Origin of the sequence: Primorskyibacter flagellatus (assembly GCF_900176485.1) — a bacterium.
Taxonomy (GTDB): domain Bacteria; phylum Pseudomonadota; class Alphaproteobacteria; order Rhodobacterales; family Rhodobacteraceae; genus Primorskyibacter; species Primorskyibacter flagellatus.
The window spans coordinates 38,447-52,893 of the sequence record NZ_FWYD01000006.1 but is presented as its reverse complement, the minus strand read 5'-3'; the positions used below and the strand labels follow the sequence as shown (position 1 = coordinate 52,893).

Annotated in this window: 18 protein-coding genes; 6 read left to right on the top strand and 12 right to left on the bottom strand. The window is 61.6% G+C overall.

Features of this window, described 5'->3' with window-relative positions:
• Positions 1 to 43: 43 nt before the first annotated feature.
• The 8 genes from B8991_RS10610 to pyk all read right to left on the bottom strand — a co-directional run bounded on the left by B8991_RS10610 (position 44) and on the right by pyk (position 6,004).
• Positions 44 to 328, bottom strand: coding sequence for a YrhK family protein (locus B8991_RS10610; protein ID WP_084352965.1), 285 nt, complete (start codon positions 326 to 328; stop codon positions 44 to 46).
• A gap of 313 nt (positions 329 to 641) precedes the next feature.
• Positions 642 to 1,091, bottom strand: coding sequence for a hypothetical protein (locus B8991_RS10605; RefSeq protein ID WP_084352964.1), 450 nt, complete (start codon positions 1,089 to 1,091; stop codon positions 642 to 644).
• Positions 1,092 to 1,096: 5 nt separating this feature from the next.
• Positions 1,097 to 2,170 carry a phenylalanine--tRNA ligase subunit alpha gene (gene pheS, locus B8991_RS10600; protein ID WP_084352963.1) on the bottom strand — a complete coding sequence of 358 codons (1,074 nt, stop codon included), beginning with the start codon at positions 2,168 to 2,170 and terminating at the stop codon, positions 1,097 to 1,099.
• A 133-nt stretch (positions 2,171 to 2,303) separates the two neighbouring features.
• Entirely contained in the window at positions 2,304 to 3,413 is a 1,110-nt protein-coding gene (locus B8991_RS10595) for an alpha/beta hydrolase (RefSeq protein WP_084352962.1), read from the bottom strand.
• Between the two features lie 177 nt (positions 3,414 to 3,590).
• Complete coding sequence (gene rplT, locus B8991_RS10590) at positions 3,591 to 3,956, bottom strand: 50S ribosomal protein L20 (protein ID WP_084352961.1); 366 nt, start codon at positions 3,954 to 3,956, stop codon at positions 3,591 to 3,593.
• A gap of 14 nt (positions 3,957 to 3,970) precedes the next feature.
• A complete protein-coding gene (rpmI, locus tag B8991_RS10585; RefSeq protein ID WP_084352960.1) occupies positions 3,971 to 4,171 on the bottom strand; it encodes a 50S ribosomal protein L35 in 201 nt (66 codons plus the stop codon).
• Between the two features lie 122 nt (positions 4,172 to 4,293).
• Positions 4,294 to 4,518, bottom strand: a complete 225-nt coding sequence (locus B8991_RS10580) for a hypothetical protein (protein ID WP_084352959.1) — start codon at positions 4,516 to 4,518, stop codon at positions 4,294 to 4,296.
• 40 nt (positions 4,519 to 4,558) lie between these two features.
• On the bottom strand, positions 4,559 to 6,004 hold the full coding sequence (pyk, locus tag B8991_RS10575; RefSeq protein WP_084352958.1) for a pyruvate kinase: 1,446 nt from the start codon (positions 6,002 to 6,004) through the stop codon (positions 4,559 to 4,561).
• Between the two features lie 144 nt (positions 6,005 to 6,148).
• Here pyk and B8991_RS10570 point away from each other — a divergent pair, with 144 nt between their 5' ends.
• From B8991_RS10570 to B8991_RS10555, 4 genes are read left to right on the top strand one after another with little or no spacing between them, the layout of a single operon-like run.
• Positions 6,149 to 6,886 (top strand): N-formylglutamate amidohydrolase, encoded by a 738-nt coding sequence (locus tag B8991_RS10570; protein WP_084352957.1) that lies wholly within the window; start codon positions 6,149 to 6,151, stop codon positions 6,884 to 6,886.
• 34 nt (positions 6,887 to 6,920) lie between these two features.
• Entirely contained in the window at positions 6,921 to 7,235 is a 315-nt protein-coding gene (locus B8991_RS10565) for a DUF1244 domain-containing protein (RefSeq protein ID WP_084352956.1), read from the top strand.
• A 7-nt stretch (positions 7,236 to 7,242) separates the two neighbouring features.
• Positions 7,243 to 7,887, top strand: coding sequence for a DUF5671 domain-containing protein (locus tag B8991_RS10560; protein WP_084352955.1), 645 nt, complete (start codon positions 7,243 to 7,245; stop codon positions 7,885 to 7,887).
• Positions 7,877 to 8,290 (top strand): hypothetical protein, encoded by a 414-nt coding sequence (locus tag B8991_RS10555; RefSeq protein ID WP_084352954.1) that lies wholly within the window; start codon positions 7,877 to 7,879, stop codon positions 8,288 to 8,290. Before B8991_RS10560 ends, B8991_RS10555 begins: the two co-directional genes overlap by 11 nt.
• A 77-nt stretch (positions 8,291 to 8,367) precedes the next feature.
• On the opposite strand, the gene B8991_RS10550 is transcribed toward B8991_RS10555, so the two are convergent.
• Genes B8991_RS10550 through dgcN form a run of 3 tightly spaced genes read right to left on the bottom strand, consistent with a single transcriptional unit; the run spans position 8,368 to position 11,310 of the window.
• Complete coding sequence (locus B8991_RS10550) at positions 8,368 to 9,231, bottom strand: D-amino-acid transaminase (protein WP_084352953.1); 864 nt, start codon at positions 9,229 to 9,231, stop codon at positions 8,368 to 8,370.
• Positions 9,232 to 9,286: 55 nt separating this feature from the next.
• A complete protein-coding gene (dgcA, locus tag B8991_RS10545; protein WP_084352952.1) occupies positions 9,287 to 10,252 on the bottom strand; it encodes an N-acetyl-D-Glu racemase DgcA in 966 nt (321 codons plus the stop codon).
• Between the two features lie 56 nt (positions 10,253 to 10,308).
• Positions 10,309 to 11,310 (bottom strand): N-acetyltransferase DgcN, encoded by a 1,002-nt coding sequence (gene dgcN, locus B8991_RS10540; protein ID WP_084352951.1) that lies wholly within the window; start codon positions 11,308 to 11,310, stop codon positions 10,309 to 10,311.
• Between the two features lie 380 nt (positions 11,311 to 11,690).
• Between dgcN and B8991_RS10535 the strand changes: the two genes are divergently transcribed.
• Positions 11,691 to 12,653: an L-malyl-CoA/beta-methylmalyl-CoA lyase gene (locus tag B8991_RS10535; protein WP_084352950.1), complete on the top strand. Its 963-nt coding sequence runs from the start codon at positions 11,691 to 11,693 to the stop codon at positions 12,651 to 12,653.
• Positions 12,654 to 12,729: 76 nt separating this feature from the next.
• A complete protein-coding gene (locus B8991_RS10530; RefSeq protein ID WP_084352949.1) occupies positions 12,730 to 13,920 on the top strand; it encodes a LytS/YhcK type 5TM receptor domain-containing protein in 1,191 nt (396 codons plus the stop codon).
• A 7-nt stretch (positions 13,921 to 13,927) separates the two neighbouring features.
• Here B8991_RS10530 and B8991_RS10525 read toward each other — a convergent pair whose 3' ends face one another.
• Positions 13,928 to 14,380, bottom strand: a complete 453-nt coding sequence (locus tag B8991_RS10525; protein WP_084353037.1) for an Lrp/AsnC family transcriptional regulator — start codon at positions 14,378 to 14,380, stop codon at positions 13,928 to 13,930.
• Between the last annotated feature and the right edge of the window lie 67 nt (positions 14,381 to 14,447).

The window sequence follows — 14,447 nt, the reverse complement described above, 5'->3', positions numbered from 1 at the left end:
GCCGTCCTTAGCCGAAAGGGGCGAGAGGGGAAAGGCCCCGGCGCTACTCGGCCCCCGCCCGCTTGGCCAATTGATCGACCTTGCCCATGCGCCACAGCTTGAGCTCGCGCATCAGGCGCAGGCTGGGTTTGCACAGAAAACAGAACGAGCCGATGATGAACAGCCAGATCGCGGGTGCCTTCATGCTGTCCCACAGAAACAGGACAGAGCCGATGGTGAAACTGATCGCGGCGGCAAAATCCACCAGCGTATATGCAAGCTCATAGGCCGCATAAACGCGCTGCGTCTTTGCGTTACGGGTGCGGTTGGAATGTCGGAAAAGCTGCATGGGGCGCGCCTCGCTCTGCGGTGTCGGAAATGTCCGACTTAACCTAGCAAGCACGAGCAAAGTTTCCGAGGCCTCTCTTTCCCACGCTCGCCACATCGCGCAAGCCGCGCAAGGGCCAGTCCGCGGGGTGGTGCCGCGACGGCTGTTCTGCACGCTTTATGCGGTCAAGTCCGAACACCCTCACAGCGATGCGCGAACCTCACCAAAGCGCCAGCCCGTCCGGGCGGACTGGCCCTTGCGCGGCGCCCTCCGGGCTTGATTCCGCGCCGAAGTACAAAACCCGCCCGTCGTAAAATGCTTTGACAAATAAAGTTCAAGGCACCTTTTTGCCAAAGCTGCCCTGCTTGTATTCCTTGGAATGCTTCGTTGGGGCAAATATCGACCACATCATAACGTCGCTACGCATCTCCCAAACCATTCGGTTGTAATAGCTCATCACCTCAATAAAGCGCGGATGTCCGGGTTCGGAAATTTCAACCAATTCCGGCTGCGCCTCTTCAAATTTTTGAAAATATTCAGCGGCATAAAGCGTGACCTTAGGCGATGAATACAGCGTAAGTAGTCCAGCTGACCTTTGAAACTCAGGGCTTTTCAGGTCGACGTTTGTGTGTGCTTCATCTGGTGCGGGACAGCGCGTTAGAAAAGTCTCATAAGCCTTTCTCTTTTGATCAAGGATCCGCTCAGACTGCGCAAAAATTTTGCCAAATAGAAAACTCAACGCACTCAGCAAGAGTGCCCCGAACCAAATCGCCGCGCTTCCCATCTAGCTCACCTACTCAACCCGCCCCGCAGGGTCGGGACGTCCAGCGATGCGAACCCGTAATGCCGCAGCCAGCGCAGGTCGCTGTCGAAGAACGCGCGTAGGTCGGGGATGCCGTATTTCAGCATGGCGATCCGGTCGATGCCCATGCCGAAGGCAAAGCCCTGCCACTCGGCCGGATCGACGCCCGCCGCTGTCAGCACCTTGGGGTGGACCATGCCCGACCCCAGAACCTCCAGCCAGCCGTCGCCCTGCCCGATCTTGAGCTGGCCGTCTTCCCAGGAACACTGGATATCGACCTCGGCCGAGGGTTCCGTGAACGGGAAGTGCGAGGCGCGGAAGCGGGTCTTGATGCCGTCCACCTCGAAGAAGGCCGAAAAGAACTCCTCCAGCACCCATTTCAGGTTCGCCATGGAAATGTCCTTGTCGATCGCCAGCCCCTCGACCTGATGGAACATCGGCGTGTGGGTCTGGTCGTAATCGGCGCGGTACACCCGCCCCGGCGCGATGATCCGGCACGGCGCGCCGTATTTCTCCATATGCCGGATCTGCACCGGCGAGGTATGGGTGCGCAGCACATGCGGCGGGCGCTCGTCGCCCTCGGCGCGATGCATGTAGAACGTGTCCATCTCGGCCCGTGCGGGGTGATGGCCGGGGATGTTCAGCGCGTCGAAATTATACCAATCCGTGTCGATCTGCGGCCCTTCGGCGACGGAAAATCCCATCTCGGCAAGGATCGCGGTCACTTCTTCCGTCACCTGACTGATCGGGTGAATGGTGCCCTGACGCACGCCGCGCGCAGGCAGCGTCACGTCCAGCCATTCCGCCCGCAACCGTTCGTCCAGCGCGGCATCGCCCAACGCGGCCTTCTTGGCGGCCAGCGCCGCGTTGATCTCGTCCTTCAGCGCGTTCAGCGCCGGCCCGGCGACCTGCCGCTCCTCGGGCGTCATCTTGCCAAGCTCGCGCATCTTCAGCGCCACTTCGCCCTTTTTGCCCACGGCCGTCAGGCGGATCTCCTCCAGCGAGGATTCGTCGCCCGCATCGGCAATCAGGTTCAGGTATTTTGATTTCAGATCGTCCATTGCCGCACCCCGGAATTGATTGGCATCCTGCTATCACAAGAGGCCGTGAATTCAAGACCGGGCGCGCGCAATCACCCGCGCCCGGTACCTTGTCTGCCGGATGTTGAAAGATCCAAAGGCGGCGCGGTTCGGCTCAGTTTCCGAAAATCTGGATCGGTGACGCCGCCAGAAGCTGCCCCAGCGCCGGCGATGGCGACTGGCTGAACTGGGTGTTGGCGTTCAACCCCTGCCCGATGATCTGCACCACCTGCGGCGAGCCCGCGAATTTCGTATGGTTGCTGGAGCTTGCATCATGGATCTTCGACAGGTCAATCACCGTCACTCCCAGCCGTTCCAGCATCGCCGTATCCGCCGCCCCGACCCGCGGGACCCCGCCCGCAATGCGGCGCGAGATGCGCAGGGCGAAATCATCCTTGGAGACCAGCACATACATCTTTTCCCGGATCGAGGCCGGAAGGATGCTGACCTGTGTGCGGAACAGGTCAATATCAATATCCGGCGCGGCCAGAACGATATGTTCCAGCTTGCCGTGACGTTTCAACCGTGAGGCCAGTTGCGCATCGACAAGCCCCTCCATGGTCAGGAAGGTCCCCATCGAATGGGCGAAGATGCCGAACCCCTCGGCATTGGTGCGGGTCAGGATCTGGGTGATTTCCTTCAGCTTGGCGCGGGCCACCAGCGCGCTGTTCAGATCATAGACATAGCGCGGCGTTCGCGCCGCCGAGGCCCAGGTGAACAGCACCGGCACGCCCTCGAACTTCGTATCCTCGACGAACTGCGCCAGCCGCAGGATGCCGTCGCTGGCGCTGGTGTTATAGCCGTGAACGAAAAACATGACCGACCGCTGACCGGGGGGTCTTGTTGCCAACTCCTTGTTCAGCGCCGCGATAAAAGCGCCGTCGCTGTCAAAGACGGTCGGATCGACCACGGTGAATTCGCGCCTCGGGTCCGGCGGCAACTGCCGCGCACGCTCCACCCGGCCGGGCATATGGTTGGGCGGTATCGTGACCTCGACAGAGGCCAAGCCCAGCTCTGGCGCTCTTTGGGCGGTAAAGAACGCGCCCGTCACCTCGGTCGCCTGCCGCGTCGTGGCGATAAAGACTTTCTGACGGTTAAGATCGAAGGACGCTGCCGGGAAGTCCGGGTTGACCACGCCGATCAGTTCCGGCGGACGCCCGCAACCGACAAGAAACGACAGCACAAGCGCCGCAACGAGGAATTTCAGAGAGAGAATTCGGGTCATGCGCGCTCCGCTTGGCTGAGTATGGCGCAGCCCGGACGTGCTGCAAGCTGACGCAATGCTATCAGCGCGTGTGTGACCGGGCAATAACGTCATGAGCCCCCCGCAGCAGGTGCCGCATAAGAAAAAGGGCCGCCTCCGAAGAGACGACCCTTTGATCTTTTCGACCGATTGCCAGGCTTATGCGGGCAATGCGGCTTTCGCCTGATCCACGATCGCGTTGAACGCTTCGGGCTCATGGACGGCCAGATCGGCCAGAACCTTGCGGTCCACTTCGATCCCGGCAAGACCCAGACCGTTGATGAAGCGCGAATATGTCAGCGTTTCGTCATGGCCGCGAACAGCCGCGTTGATCCGCTGGATCCACAGCGCGCGGAAGTTCCGCTTGCGGTTCTTGCGGTCGCGTGTGGCGTATTGGTTTGCTTTGTCGACAGCCTGACGCGCCACCTTGAAGGTGTTCTTGCGGCGGCCATAATAGCCCTTCGCTGCGTCTGTGACTTTCTTGTGACGGGCGTGGGTGACTGTCCCACCTTTGACTCGTGCCATTGTTCAGATCTCCTTCAGCGCGCGTAGGGCATCATTGGCTTGATGATCTGCTCATCAGCCTTGGCCAAAACGGTGGTTCCGCGCGCATCGCGGATGAACTTGGTCGAGCGCTTGATCATGCCGTGGCGCTTGCCTGCCTGACCCGCCTTGATCCGGCCCGAGGCCGTGATCTTGAACCGCTTCTTGCAGCTCGATTTCGTCTTCATCTTGGGCATTTCCGGCTCCTTGATATTAGGTTCGGTTACCGCGCGACTCGGCATGCCACTTAAGCCGGACGCGCAGGCGAAGCCGCCCTATACGCGCAGCCTGCCCGGATGACAAGAACCGATCCGCGATTTCAGTTGATGATGCGTCCGATAACAGCAGCGAAAGCGCGCGGCACGTCGTCAAAAGTCAGCCCGCCGGGTTCCAGATGGTACGCATAGCCGACAAGCCCGCCGCCGACGATCAACATGATCAGCGCAAATATCGGCGCGCGCCCGTCCGCCAGCGCAGAGGCCGCCCGCGTGATCGAAAATGTGCCCAGAACGCAACCGAGGACGAGGTAAAGATCACTCTCCATGCCTCGCCCCTTCTTTTCCAAACGCCGTCTCGCGCCGTTTCTAGTCCGGGTCGGTGCTGAAGATCAAACGCTCGTCGCAAGGGGCGACGCGCAGAATGTTGGTGGTGCCGGGGACGTTGAAAGGCACACCCGCAGTGACCACGATATGATCCGTGGCAGAGGCATAGCCCCCTGCCCGCGCTGCCCGCGCAGCACTGACCACCGCCTGTTTGAACCGCTCAAGCACGCCGGTCATCACGCAGTTCGTCCCCCAGCTCAGCGCCAACCGGCGCGCGGTTCCACGCTCCGAGGTCATGGCGATGATCGGCACCCGCGGCCGTTCACGCGCTGTCAGCAGCGCCGTGGTGCCCGATTGCGTGAAGCAGCAGATCGCCTTGATATCGACATTCTCGGCGATCTCGCGCGCGGCAGAGACGATCGCGTCGGAAACCGAGGTCCGGTCGACCTTGCGGCTGGCCTCGATGACTTCACGGTAGGTTTCATCCGCCTCGACCTCGCGGGCGACGTTGTCCATCGTCTGAACCGCCTCGGTCGGATACTGGCCGGCTGCGGATTCCGCCGACAGCATGATCGCATCCGCCCCTTCATAGATCGCGGTCGCCACGTCCGACACTTCGGCCCGTGTCGGCATCGGCGATTCGATCATCGATTCCAGCATCTGCGTCGCGACGATCACCGGCTTGGCCGCCCGGCGGCAGCGACGCACCAGACGCTTCTGGATCGGCGGCACGTTCTGCACCGGCAGTTCCACACCCAGATCGCCGCGCGCCACCATGATGCCGTCCGACGCCTCAAGGATTTCCTCGAAGGATTTCACCGCGGTCGGCTTTTCGATCTTTGACAGGACCGCGGCCCGGCCATTGACCAGTTCCCGCGCTTCCCAGACATCCTTGGCGCGCTGCACAAAGCTCAGCGCCAGCCAATCCACGCCCAGCGCGCAGACAAATTCCAGATCCTTGCGGTCTTTTTCCGACAGCGCCGCCAGCGGCAGTTCCACATCCGGGACGTTCACGCCCTTGCGGTTGGAAATCGTCCCACCGGTGATCACGGTGCAATCCGCGAAATCCGGGCCGCATTTTTCGACCTTCAGGCGGATCTTGCCGTCATTGACCAGCAGATGCGCGCCCTCTTCCAGGGCGGCGAAAATCTCGGGATGTGGCAGGCGCACGCGGTTGATGTCGCCCTTGGCCTCATCAAGATCCAGCCGGAATGCCGCCCCCTCGACCAGTTCTTCCTCGCCATCGGCAAATTCACCCACACGCAGCTTCGGCCCCTGAAGATCGGCCAGAATGCCGATGGTCGAATCCAGGTCCTTCTCGACCTTGCGGATGATCTCGTGGCGTTTGCTGATCTCGTCATGGCTGCCATGGCTCATGTTCAGACGAAACACGTCCGCCCCGGCCTCGTGCAAGGCACGAATGGTGTCATAATCGCTGGAGGCAGGGCCCAGCGTGGCGACGATCTTGACGTTCCGCAGGCGTCTCATATCAGCTCTTCCTTTGCATATTGATTTTTCGCAGGCGGGATCGGCGCAGCGATGTTATCGCTAACGAGCCCTTTGGGGCGTTATTGCCCATTTCACATTCTGACGCAACTGCCCTATGCAATCGCCAAGCAACATGAAAATCACATGACGTATCAACCATATTTCATCGAAGGTGCGCAACGCCCGTCTCGCTGGATGGTCACCTGCGATCACGCCAGCAACCTTGTGCCACCCGAACTTGGCGGCACATTGGGGCTGCCCGAAAGCGAAATGGCGCGTCATATCGCCTATGATATAGGGGCCGCAGGCGTCAGCCGCGCCCTTGCAGACGCGCTGGATGCCCCGGTGGCGCTGTCCAATTTCTCGCGGCTGGTCATTGACCCCAATCGCGGCGAAGATGACCCGACCCTGCTGATGCGGCTCTATGACGGAACGGTGATTCCCGGCAACCGCCATGCCGATGCGGCAGAGCGCAAGCGCCGGCTTGACGCCTATCACCGGCCCTATCATGCAGCAGTGGAGGAAGTGGCGGCGCTGCATCCGAAACGGGTGATCGTGTCGATCCACAGCTTCACGCCACAGCTCAAGGGGCGGCCACCGCGCCCGTGGCATATCGGCGTGCTGCACGCTTACGACGAACGCCTGACGGAACCGATGTTTCACCGCCTGACCGCCGAAGGCGATCTGGTTGTCGGGATGAACCAACCTTACGGCGGTCACCTGCCCGGCGACTCGATTGACCGGCACGCGCTGCAACACGGGCGGCTGAACGTACTGATCGAGCTACGCCACGATCTGATCGCCACACCGGATCAGCAACAGGCCTGGGGCCGGCGCCTTGCACCGCTGCTTGAAGCCGCCCTTGCCGATACCCACCTTTGAATGATGGCCAGGGCCACCGACAAGGAGACACGACATGGATGACCAGACCCGCATCGAACTTGAGGCCGCCGCCTTTCGCCGCTTGCGCCAGCACCTGATGCAAGACCGCACCGATGTACAGAATATCGACATGATGAACCTGACCGGGTTCTGCCGGAACTGCCTGTCGCGCTGGTATCAGGAGGCCGCCAATGAACGCGGCATCGAGATGTCCAAGGACGAAGGCCGCGAGGCGTTCTACGGCATGACGATGGACGACTGGAAAGCCAACTACCAGACCGATGCGGGCGCGGATAAGCAGGACGCCTTCAAGAAGGCCTTCGCCGAAAATGTCGGCCCCAAGGGCTGACAAGGCAATGGCTGGCGATGATCGGCTGACAGGGTTTGTGCAAACCGCGCTGGCCGCCGGCCACGACCGGACAGAGATTGCCGCCCGGCTGCGCGCTGCGGGCTGGTCGGCAAGCGAAATCGACCATGCGATGGGCCAATGGGCGCAAGACGGTTTTGCCCTGCCCGTGCCAAAGCCGTTGCCATCTCTGGGCGCGCGTGACGCTTTTCTTTATGCACTGATGTTCACGGCATTGGCCGTGGTTCTGGGCTTTTCCGTTCCGCTCGGCTTTGCCCTGATCGACAGTTGGCTGCCGGACCCGGCGGACAGACTCATGCGCCTGGCAGCGCGGATGCGCTGGCCCATTGCCGTGCTGGCGATATTCCTGCCGCTGTTCCTGATCCTTGACCGCAGAATGGTCCGCGCGACCCGGCAGGACGGTGCCCAACGCAGGTCCCGCGCGCGGGCGGTGCTGGGGTTTCTTGCGCTGTTTCTTGCCGCGCTCACCCTTCTCGGGGATGCCATTTCCGTGGTCTTCACCTTCCTGTCGGGCGATCTGTCCCTGCGCTTCGCGGCAAAATCCGCCCTTGTCGCCCTGCTGGCCGTGCTGGCCTTTCTGTATGTCAAAGGCCTGATGGCCTCCGATCCGACAAAGGCTGAAAATGAAACCTGACCGACTTGCCGTCTGGTGCCTGACCGTGCTTGTCGCCGCGATGCTGGCGCTTGCGCTGATGCAAACCGGCGGGCCGGGCATGGGCCGGGCCGAGAAACGCGACTTTGCCCGGCTCAATGATCTGACCGCGCTTGAGCGTTTTGTGGTTTGCGTCGCGCGCAAGGGCGGGCAAGACACCCTGCCCCCGACCCTGTCGCCGGTCGCCGCCTGCCCGGAGGACACGCCCCGCGAGGATCCGTTCACTGGCGCGCCCTACCGTTACGACCGGCAAAGCGACACCACCTTCCGGCTTTGCGCCCGCTTCGAAGTGCCCGAGCGTCTGGATTATCGCGCCAGTCAACTCGACGACGAAACCGGCTGCATCACCGGACTATATGAACGGCCCGCGATGCAAGTCGAGTAAACAAACCCTTGTTGCATCGCGCACAGAATTTACATTTAATTGTTTAATATTAAAGGCTTAGGTTTCGCCGCGAAACCTCAGACCGCAGTCTTGCGGCTTTCCTCCAGATAGATCTCGCGCAGCCGCAGCGCCTTTGCGCCCGGCACCCCGTCGCCAATCGCCGTGCCGTCAATCGCCACCACAGGCATCACGAAAGTCGAGGCCGACGTGATGAACGCCTCATCCGCCTGTTTGACCTCGTCGATGGTGAAATTGCGTTCTTCCACCTCCATCTGCGCCTCGCGCGCGAAACGCAGGACCGCGGCGCGGGTGATGCCATGCAGGATGTCCTTGGACAGCTCGCGCGTGATGATCTTGTTGCCCTTGACGATATAGGCGTTGTTCGAAGTGCCCTCGGTCACGAAACCATCCTCGACCATCCAGGCATCATCGGCACCTGCCTTCTTGGCCATCATCTTACCCATCGACGGGTAAAGCAGCTGCACCGTCTTGATGTCGCGGCGGCCCCAACGGATATCCTCGATCGAGATCACCTTGATGCCCTGTTTCGCGACCGGATTATCGGCCAGTCCGGGCTTGTTCTGGGTGAACAGCACCACCGTCTGCGCGGTCTCTTCCGGGTCGGGGAAGGCAAAATCGCGGTCCGCAGGGGCACCTCGGGTGATCTGAAGATAGATCATCCCCTCGTCAATCTCGTTCAGCCGCACCAACTCTCGGTGGATCTCCAGCAGGTCGTCCCTGGACATGGGCATGCCCATATCCAGCTCTGTCAATGACCGTTCCAGCCGCACGGCATGGCCGTCAAAGTCGATCAGCTTGCCGTCCAGAACGCTTGTTACCTCGTAGACACCGTCCGCCATCAGAAAGCCCCGGTCGAAGATCGAGATCTTGGCGTCGGCCTCGGGCAGGTAGTCGCCATTCACATAGACGGTGCGGCTCATGTCGTGGTCCTTTGTTCTTTCGGGTGCGGCACCCGGTCGTGGCTAGCGGGGCGGATCACCCCCAAAGTGCGGCTTCGGACGGGTGAACCCCCGCCTCGTTGAAAACCAGCGCGTCGTCACGGTCTTTAGCCAGCAGGAGCGGCCCGTCAAGGTCCGTCACCTCGGCCCCCTGTGCCAGCAGCACCGCAGGCGCCATCGCCAAAGAGCTTCCGACCATGCAACCGATCATCACGCGAAAGCCCAACCGCTTCGCCCGTTCGAGGGTGGCCAGCGCCTCTGTCAGCCCGCCGGTCTTGTCCAGCTTTATATTGACCATGTCATAGCGCCCCTGAAGCCTGTCCAGATCGTGACGGTCATGGCAGCTTTCATCGGCGCAGACCGGCACCGGACGCGCGATCCCGTCCAATGCAGAATCCTCGCCCGCAGGCAGCGGTTGTTCAACCAGCGCCACGCCAAGACGGCTGAGATGCGGAGCGAGATCGGCGTAGATCTCGGCGCTCCAGCCCTCGTTCGCATCAATGATGATGCTGGATTTCGGCGCGCCCGCGCGGACGGCCTCTAGCCGGGGCATATCGTCGGGCGTGCCCAGCTTGATCTTCAGCAAGGGCCGATGGGCGTGCTTTGCAGCGGACGCGCGCATCGCGTCGGGCTCGTCCAGCGACAAGGTATAGGCGGTGATCTCGGGATGTGGTTCCGCCAGCCCAGCGAGTTCCCACACCCGCTTGTCCGCTGTCTTCGCCTCCAAATCCCACAGGGCACAATCGACGGCATTCCGCGCAGCACCGGCGGGCAGAAGGCCCTGCAAGGCCGTGCGGTCGAACGTATCGGGAAGACCCGCGATCTGGGCCTCGACGCTGTCCAGCGTCTCATCGTAGCGGGCGTAGGGCACGCATTCGCCCCATCCGGTCACGCCATTCTTGGCAATACGGACGGTCAGCACCTTGGCCTCGGTCCGGGCACCCCGGCTGATGCGGAACACCTGAGCCAGCGGGAACGCGTCGCGCGTCACGTCTATCTGCACCGGGTATACTCCTGTATTAGCTGCCCGTCGCAACCTGCCACGGGCGAAACCGGAACTCAAATGGCGGCCAGTGCCTCAACCAGCTTTTGCGTACCAAAGCGGAACGGATCGGTCGCAGGCAGGCCCATGCGTTGTTCAAGCCCCGCCAGATAGTCGCGGGCCTCGTCCTCTTCCATCGCCTGCGTGTTGACCGAGATGCCCACCACCTGACAGTCCGGATTGGCGACCCGCGCCAGTGGCAGTGCCGTGTCGCGCAACGTCTCCAGTGACGGCAACGCATAGCCCGGCAGGCCGCGCATATGGGGGCGCGACGGTTCGTGGCTGAGGATCAGCGCATCGGGCTGGCCGCCATGGATCAAGGCCATCGTCACGCCAGAGAACGAAACGTGGAACAGGCTGCCCTGCCCCTCGATCACGTCCCAGTGGTCGTCGTCATTGTCGGGCGTCAGCCATTCCACAGATCCGGCCATGAAATCAGCCACGACCGCATCCAGCGGGATGCCTTCCCCAGTGATCAGGATGCCGGTCTGGCCGGTCGAACGGAAGGTGGATTTCATCCCCGCCGCGCGCATGTCACGATCCAGCGCCAGCCCGGTATACATCTTGCCGACTGAGCAATCCGTCCCCACCGCCAGAACGCGCTTGCCGCGCCGTTTGACCCCATCCGCGATAGGGTATTGCACTGACGGCACGCGCACATCATGCAGCGTGCGCCCGCAGTCGGCCGCCACCGCCACCAGATCGGGCTCATCCCGCAGCAGGTTGTGCAAGCCGGAGGCAAGGTCAAAGCCTTCCTCCAACGCGGCCACCAGCACCTTTTTCCACGCCTGCGAAATCACGCCGCCGCGGTTGGCCACGCCGATCACCAGCGTCTTGGCCCCTGCCGCCTTTGCCTCGGCCAGCGTCATGTCCGGCAGCTTCATGTCGGCCTTGCAGCCGTCCATCCGGAATTGGCCGACAGCATTGTCGGGCCGCCAGTCGCGAATGCCCTGAGCAACTTTTACTGCAAGCGCATCAGGGGCATCCCCGAGAAACAACAGGTAGGGGGTCTGGATCATGGCGGCACCTCTGGATCTGTATCACGTTTGTCTGCGACCCTAACAAGTGGGGCCGTGAATGAGTTTCGCAAGTTATGGGTGTAGGCACGCAATTGCACACGAATCTTCGACAGATTGATCATTGCTTGCAAGAAATTTGCAGGAAGTTCCGGAAATTCAGGAGCATTCATCACTATATCGCAGCAGGGAACACGAACGCGCCCTTCCCGGCGGGCCGCCTGAGAAAGCCCCCTGACCCGTGGCGTTCCTTTCGCCGCAATCCGTTTTCGGCAGGAGCGCTGTCAAATGCTGCAAGCGCACATTCGCACTTGCAGCAATGCACGCAAGAATATACTACCCGAAGCAACAGATACGCAACTTCCTTACGCAGAGGCCCAGCCATGTCCTTCCGCATTCAGCCCACCCCCGCCGCCCGTCCGAACCGCTGCCAACTGTTCGGCCCCGGCTCTCGTCCTGCGATCTTCGAGAAGATGGCGGCAAGTGCGGCCGATGTCATCAACCTTGATCTTGAGGATTCCGTCGCCCCCACAGACAAGGATTCGGCGCGCGCCAACATCATTCAGGCCATCGGCGACATTGACTGGGGCAACAAGACGCTGAGCGTGCGAATCAACGGGCTGGACACGCCCTATTGGTACCGCGATGTCGTCGACCTGCTGGAGCAGGCAGGCGACCGTATCGACATCATCATGATCCCCAAGGTCGGCTGTGCCGCCGATCTTTATGCCGTCGACGCGCTGGTCACGGCGGTGGAGCGCGCAAAGGGGCGCAGCAAGCCGCTCGGATTCGAGGTGATCATCGAAAGTGCGGCGGGCATCAGCCATGTCGAGGAAATCGCCTCTGCCACGCCGCGCCTGCAAGCGATGAGTCTGGGGGCCGCCGATTTTGCTGCCTCGATGGGCATGGCCACGACGGGCATCGGCGGCACGCAGGAAACCTATTACATGGCGCGCGAAGGCCAGAAATACTGGTCCGACCCGTGGCATTGGGCGCAGGCGGCCATCGTTGCGGCCTGCCGCACGCATGGCGTATTGCCGGTGGACGGGCCGTTTGGCGATTTCTCCGATGACGAAGGGTTCCGCGCGCAGGCGCTGCGGTCGGCCACGCTGGGCATGGTCGGGAAATGGGCGATCCACCCCAAGCAGGTGGCGATTGCCAACGAGGTTTTCACGCCCTCCGACACGGCCGTGGCCGAAGCACGCGAAATTCTGGGCGCGATGGAGCAAGCCAAGGCCAATGGCGAAGGGGCAACCGTCTACAAGGGGCGCCTTGTTGACATCGCATCGATCAAACAGGCCGAAGTGATTGTGAAACAATCGGAAATGATCGCGCAAAACACCTGAATTCGAGAGCGTTTACGACCTCGTAACGATTGCGCATGTATGACGCGTATAGGTGTGTTTGTCCCGGAGACCTGCCATGTTGCAAGGGTACAATGTTGTCGATTTTGCCGGCCCGATCGGGTTGTTGTGCGTTCTGATCGTTGGCGTAGGCGAAATCCGGCGCTGGCTGTCCAGTCCGAAGCAGGCACAATATGTGCTGGGCGCGATCTTCGGTCTGGTCGCCGTGATCGAGATGGAGATGCCGATCAGCCCGTTTGAGGGCGTCATCATCGACCTGCGCATCGTCCCTGTCATTCTGGCGGGGGCTTTCCTGGGCTGGCGCGGTCTGGCCGTCTGCCTTGTCATGGCGATTAGCACGCGTCTGTATATCGGCGGCGTCGGTGCCGGTTCGGGTGTTGCATCGGTGGTGATTTCCGGCGCGCTGGGGGCGCTGTGGACAAGCGCGACACGGGCGCATTTGCGCCGCGGTTTCTGGCAGCTTTGCCAGCTTGGCCTGATCTCCGGCCTGTCCTTTGTCAGTGCGGCGTTGCTTCCTGCGGATATTGCAATCTGGTTCGTCTGGAACGCAGCGCCGATTCTCTGGCTGATCTATCTGGTGACCATTCCAATTGTCGGAGCGTTGATCCAGCGAGAGATCCGCCGGATCGAAACCGAACATTTCATGCGGGAGGGTGCCTCGACCTGTCCGGACAGCGGATTGTTGCGCCCGGCCTCGTTCATCCGCGAAACCCTCCAGCTGGCCGCAACAGAACCCAAGGGCACGGTCGCTGGCCTGTTGGTGATCTGGCCGGTCTACGCAAAATGGCTAGGCACGTTCTGGGGCAGCGGGCTGACCAGCCGTGTGCAGGCCGCTATGGCCATTGCGCTTGTCGGAAGGTTGACCCATTCCGGCAGGATTGGCCTGTCCCGGCATGGGCACCTTCTGGTTCCGTTGACTGCGGAAGAGGTCGCGCAACACCGGGATGCCACCGAAAGCCTGTCGCGCCGCCTTGCACAAACCGAACTGCGCCTCTCGGCCGGACAGAAGTTCCGCTTTGGCGCAAAGTTGCGGGTGCTGCCGGCGCAGAACGATGCGGAACTTTTCGATCTGCTGCAATCCGTCGAGAGCATCGACTCTCCTCCGGCGGAGTCTTGCGATGGGCAGCCAACCTCATATGCGGCGGCGCAAGCGGGCAATGGCACGCGCCAGAGTCGCGATTCGTTGTTCGCCAAGCTTGACGCGACGCTCGCCGTGTCCAGAACGGATACGGTCAGGCTGAACGACTGAACATAACCTAACTGCGTTCATCCTTGGGTGACCCCATCACGACGTAGGACGTGATCGCGGCCACCTGCGGCAATGTTCCCAAAACCTCGGTATGGAAATGTTTGTAAGCGGCAAGATCGGCGGCTTCGATCCGCAACAGATATTCCACGGAGCCGGTGATATTGTGGCACTCTCGGACTTCGGGGCTGCGCGAGATTGCGCGCTCGAACGCTTGTTGTGCGGCCTTCGTATGCTGACCCAACCCCACCGTTACATAGGCGATGAACCCGGTGCCCATTGCCTCGGGGTTCAGCACCGCGCGATAGCCAGAGATGACGCCCGCCCGTTCCAGCGCCGTGACCCGCCGCAGGCAGGCTGACGGCGACAGCCCGGCCCGCGCGGACAGGTCCAGGTTGCTGATACGCCCATCCTCTGTCAGCGCACGCAATATTCTGCGGTCAATTTCGTCAAGTTCCTTCATAAATTGCATAAATAGTGCATAATTCTTACAAAATGCAACATAATTACGCGAAGACCGCGCAATAAGT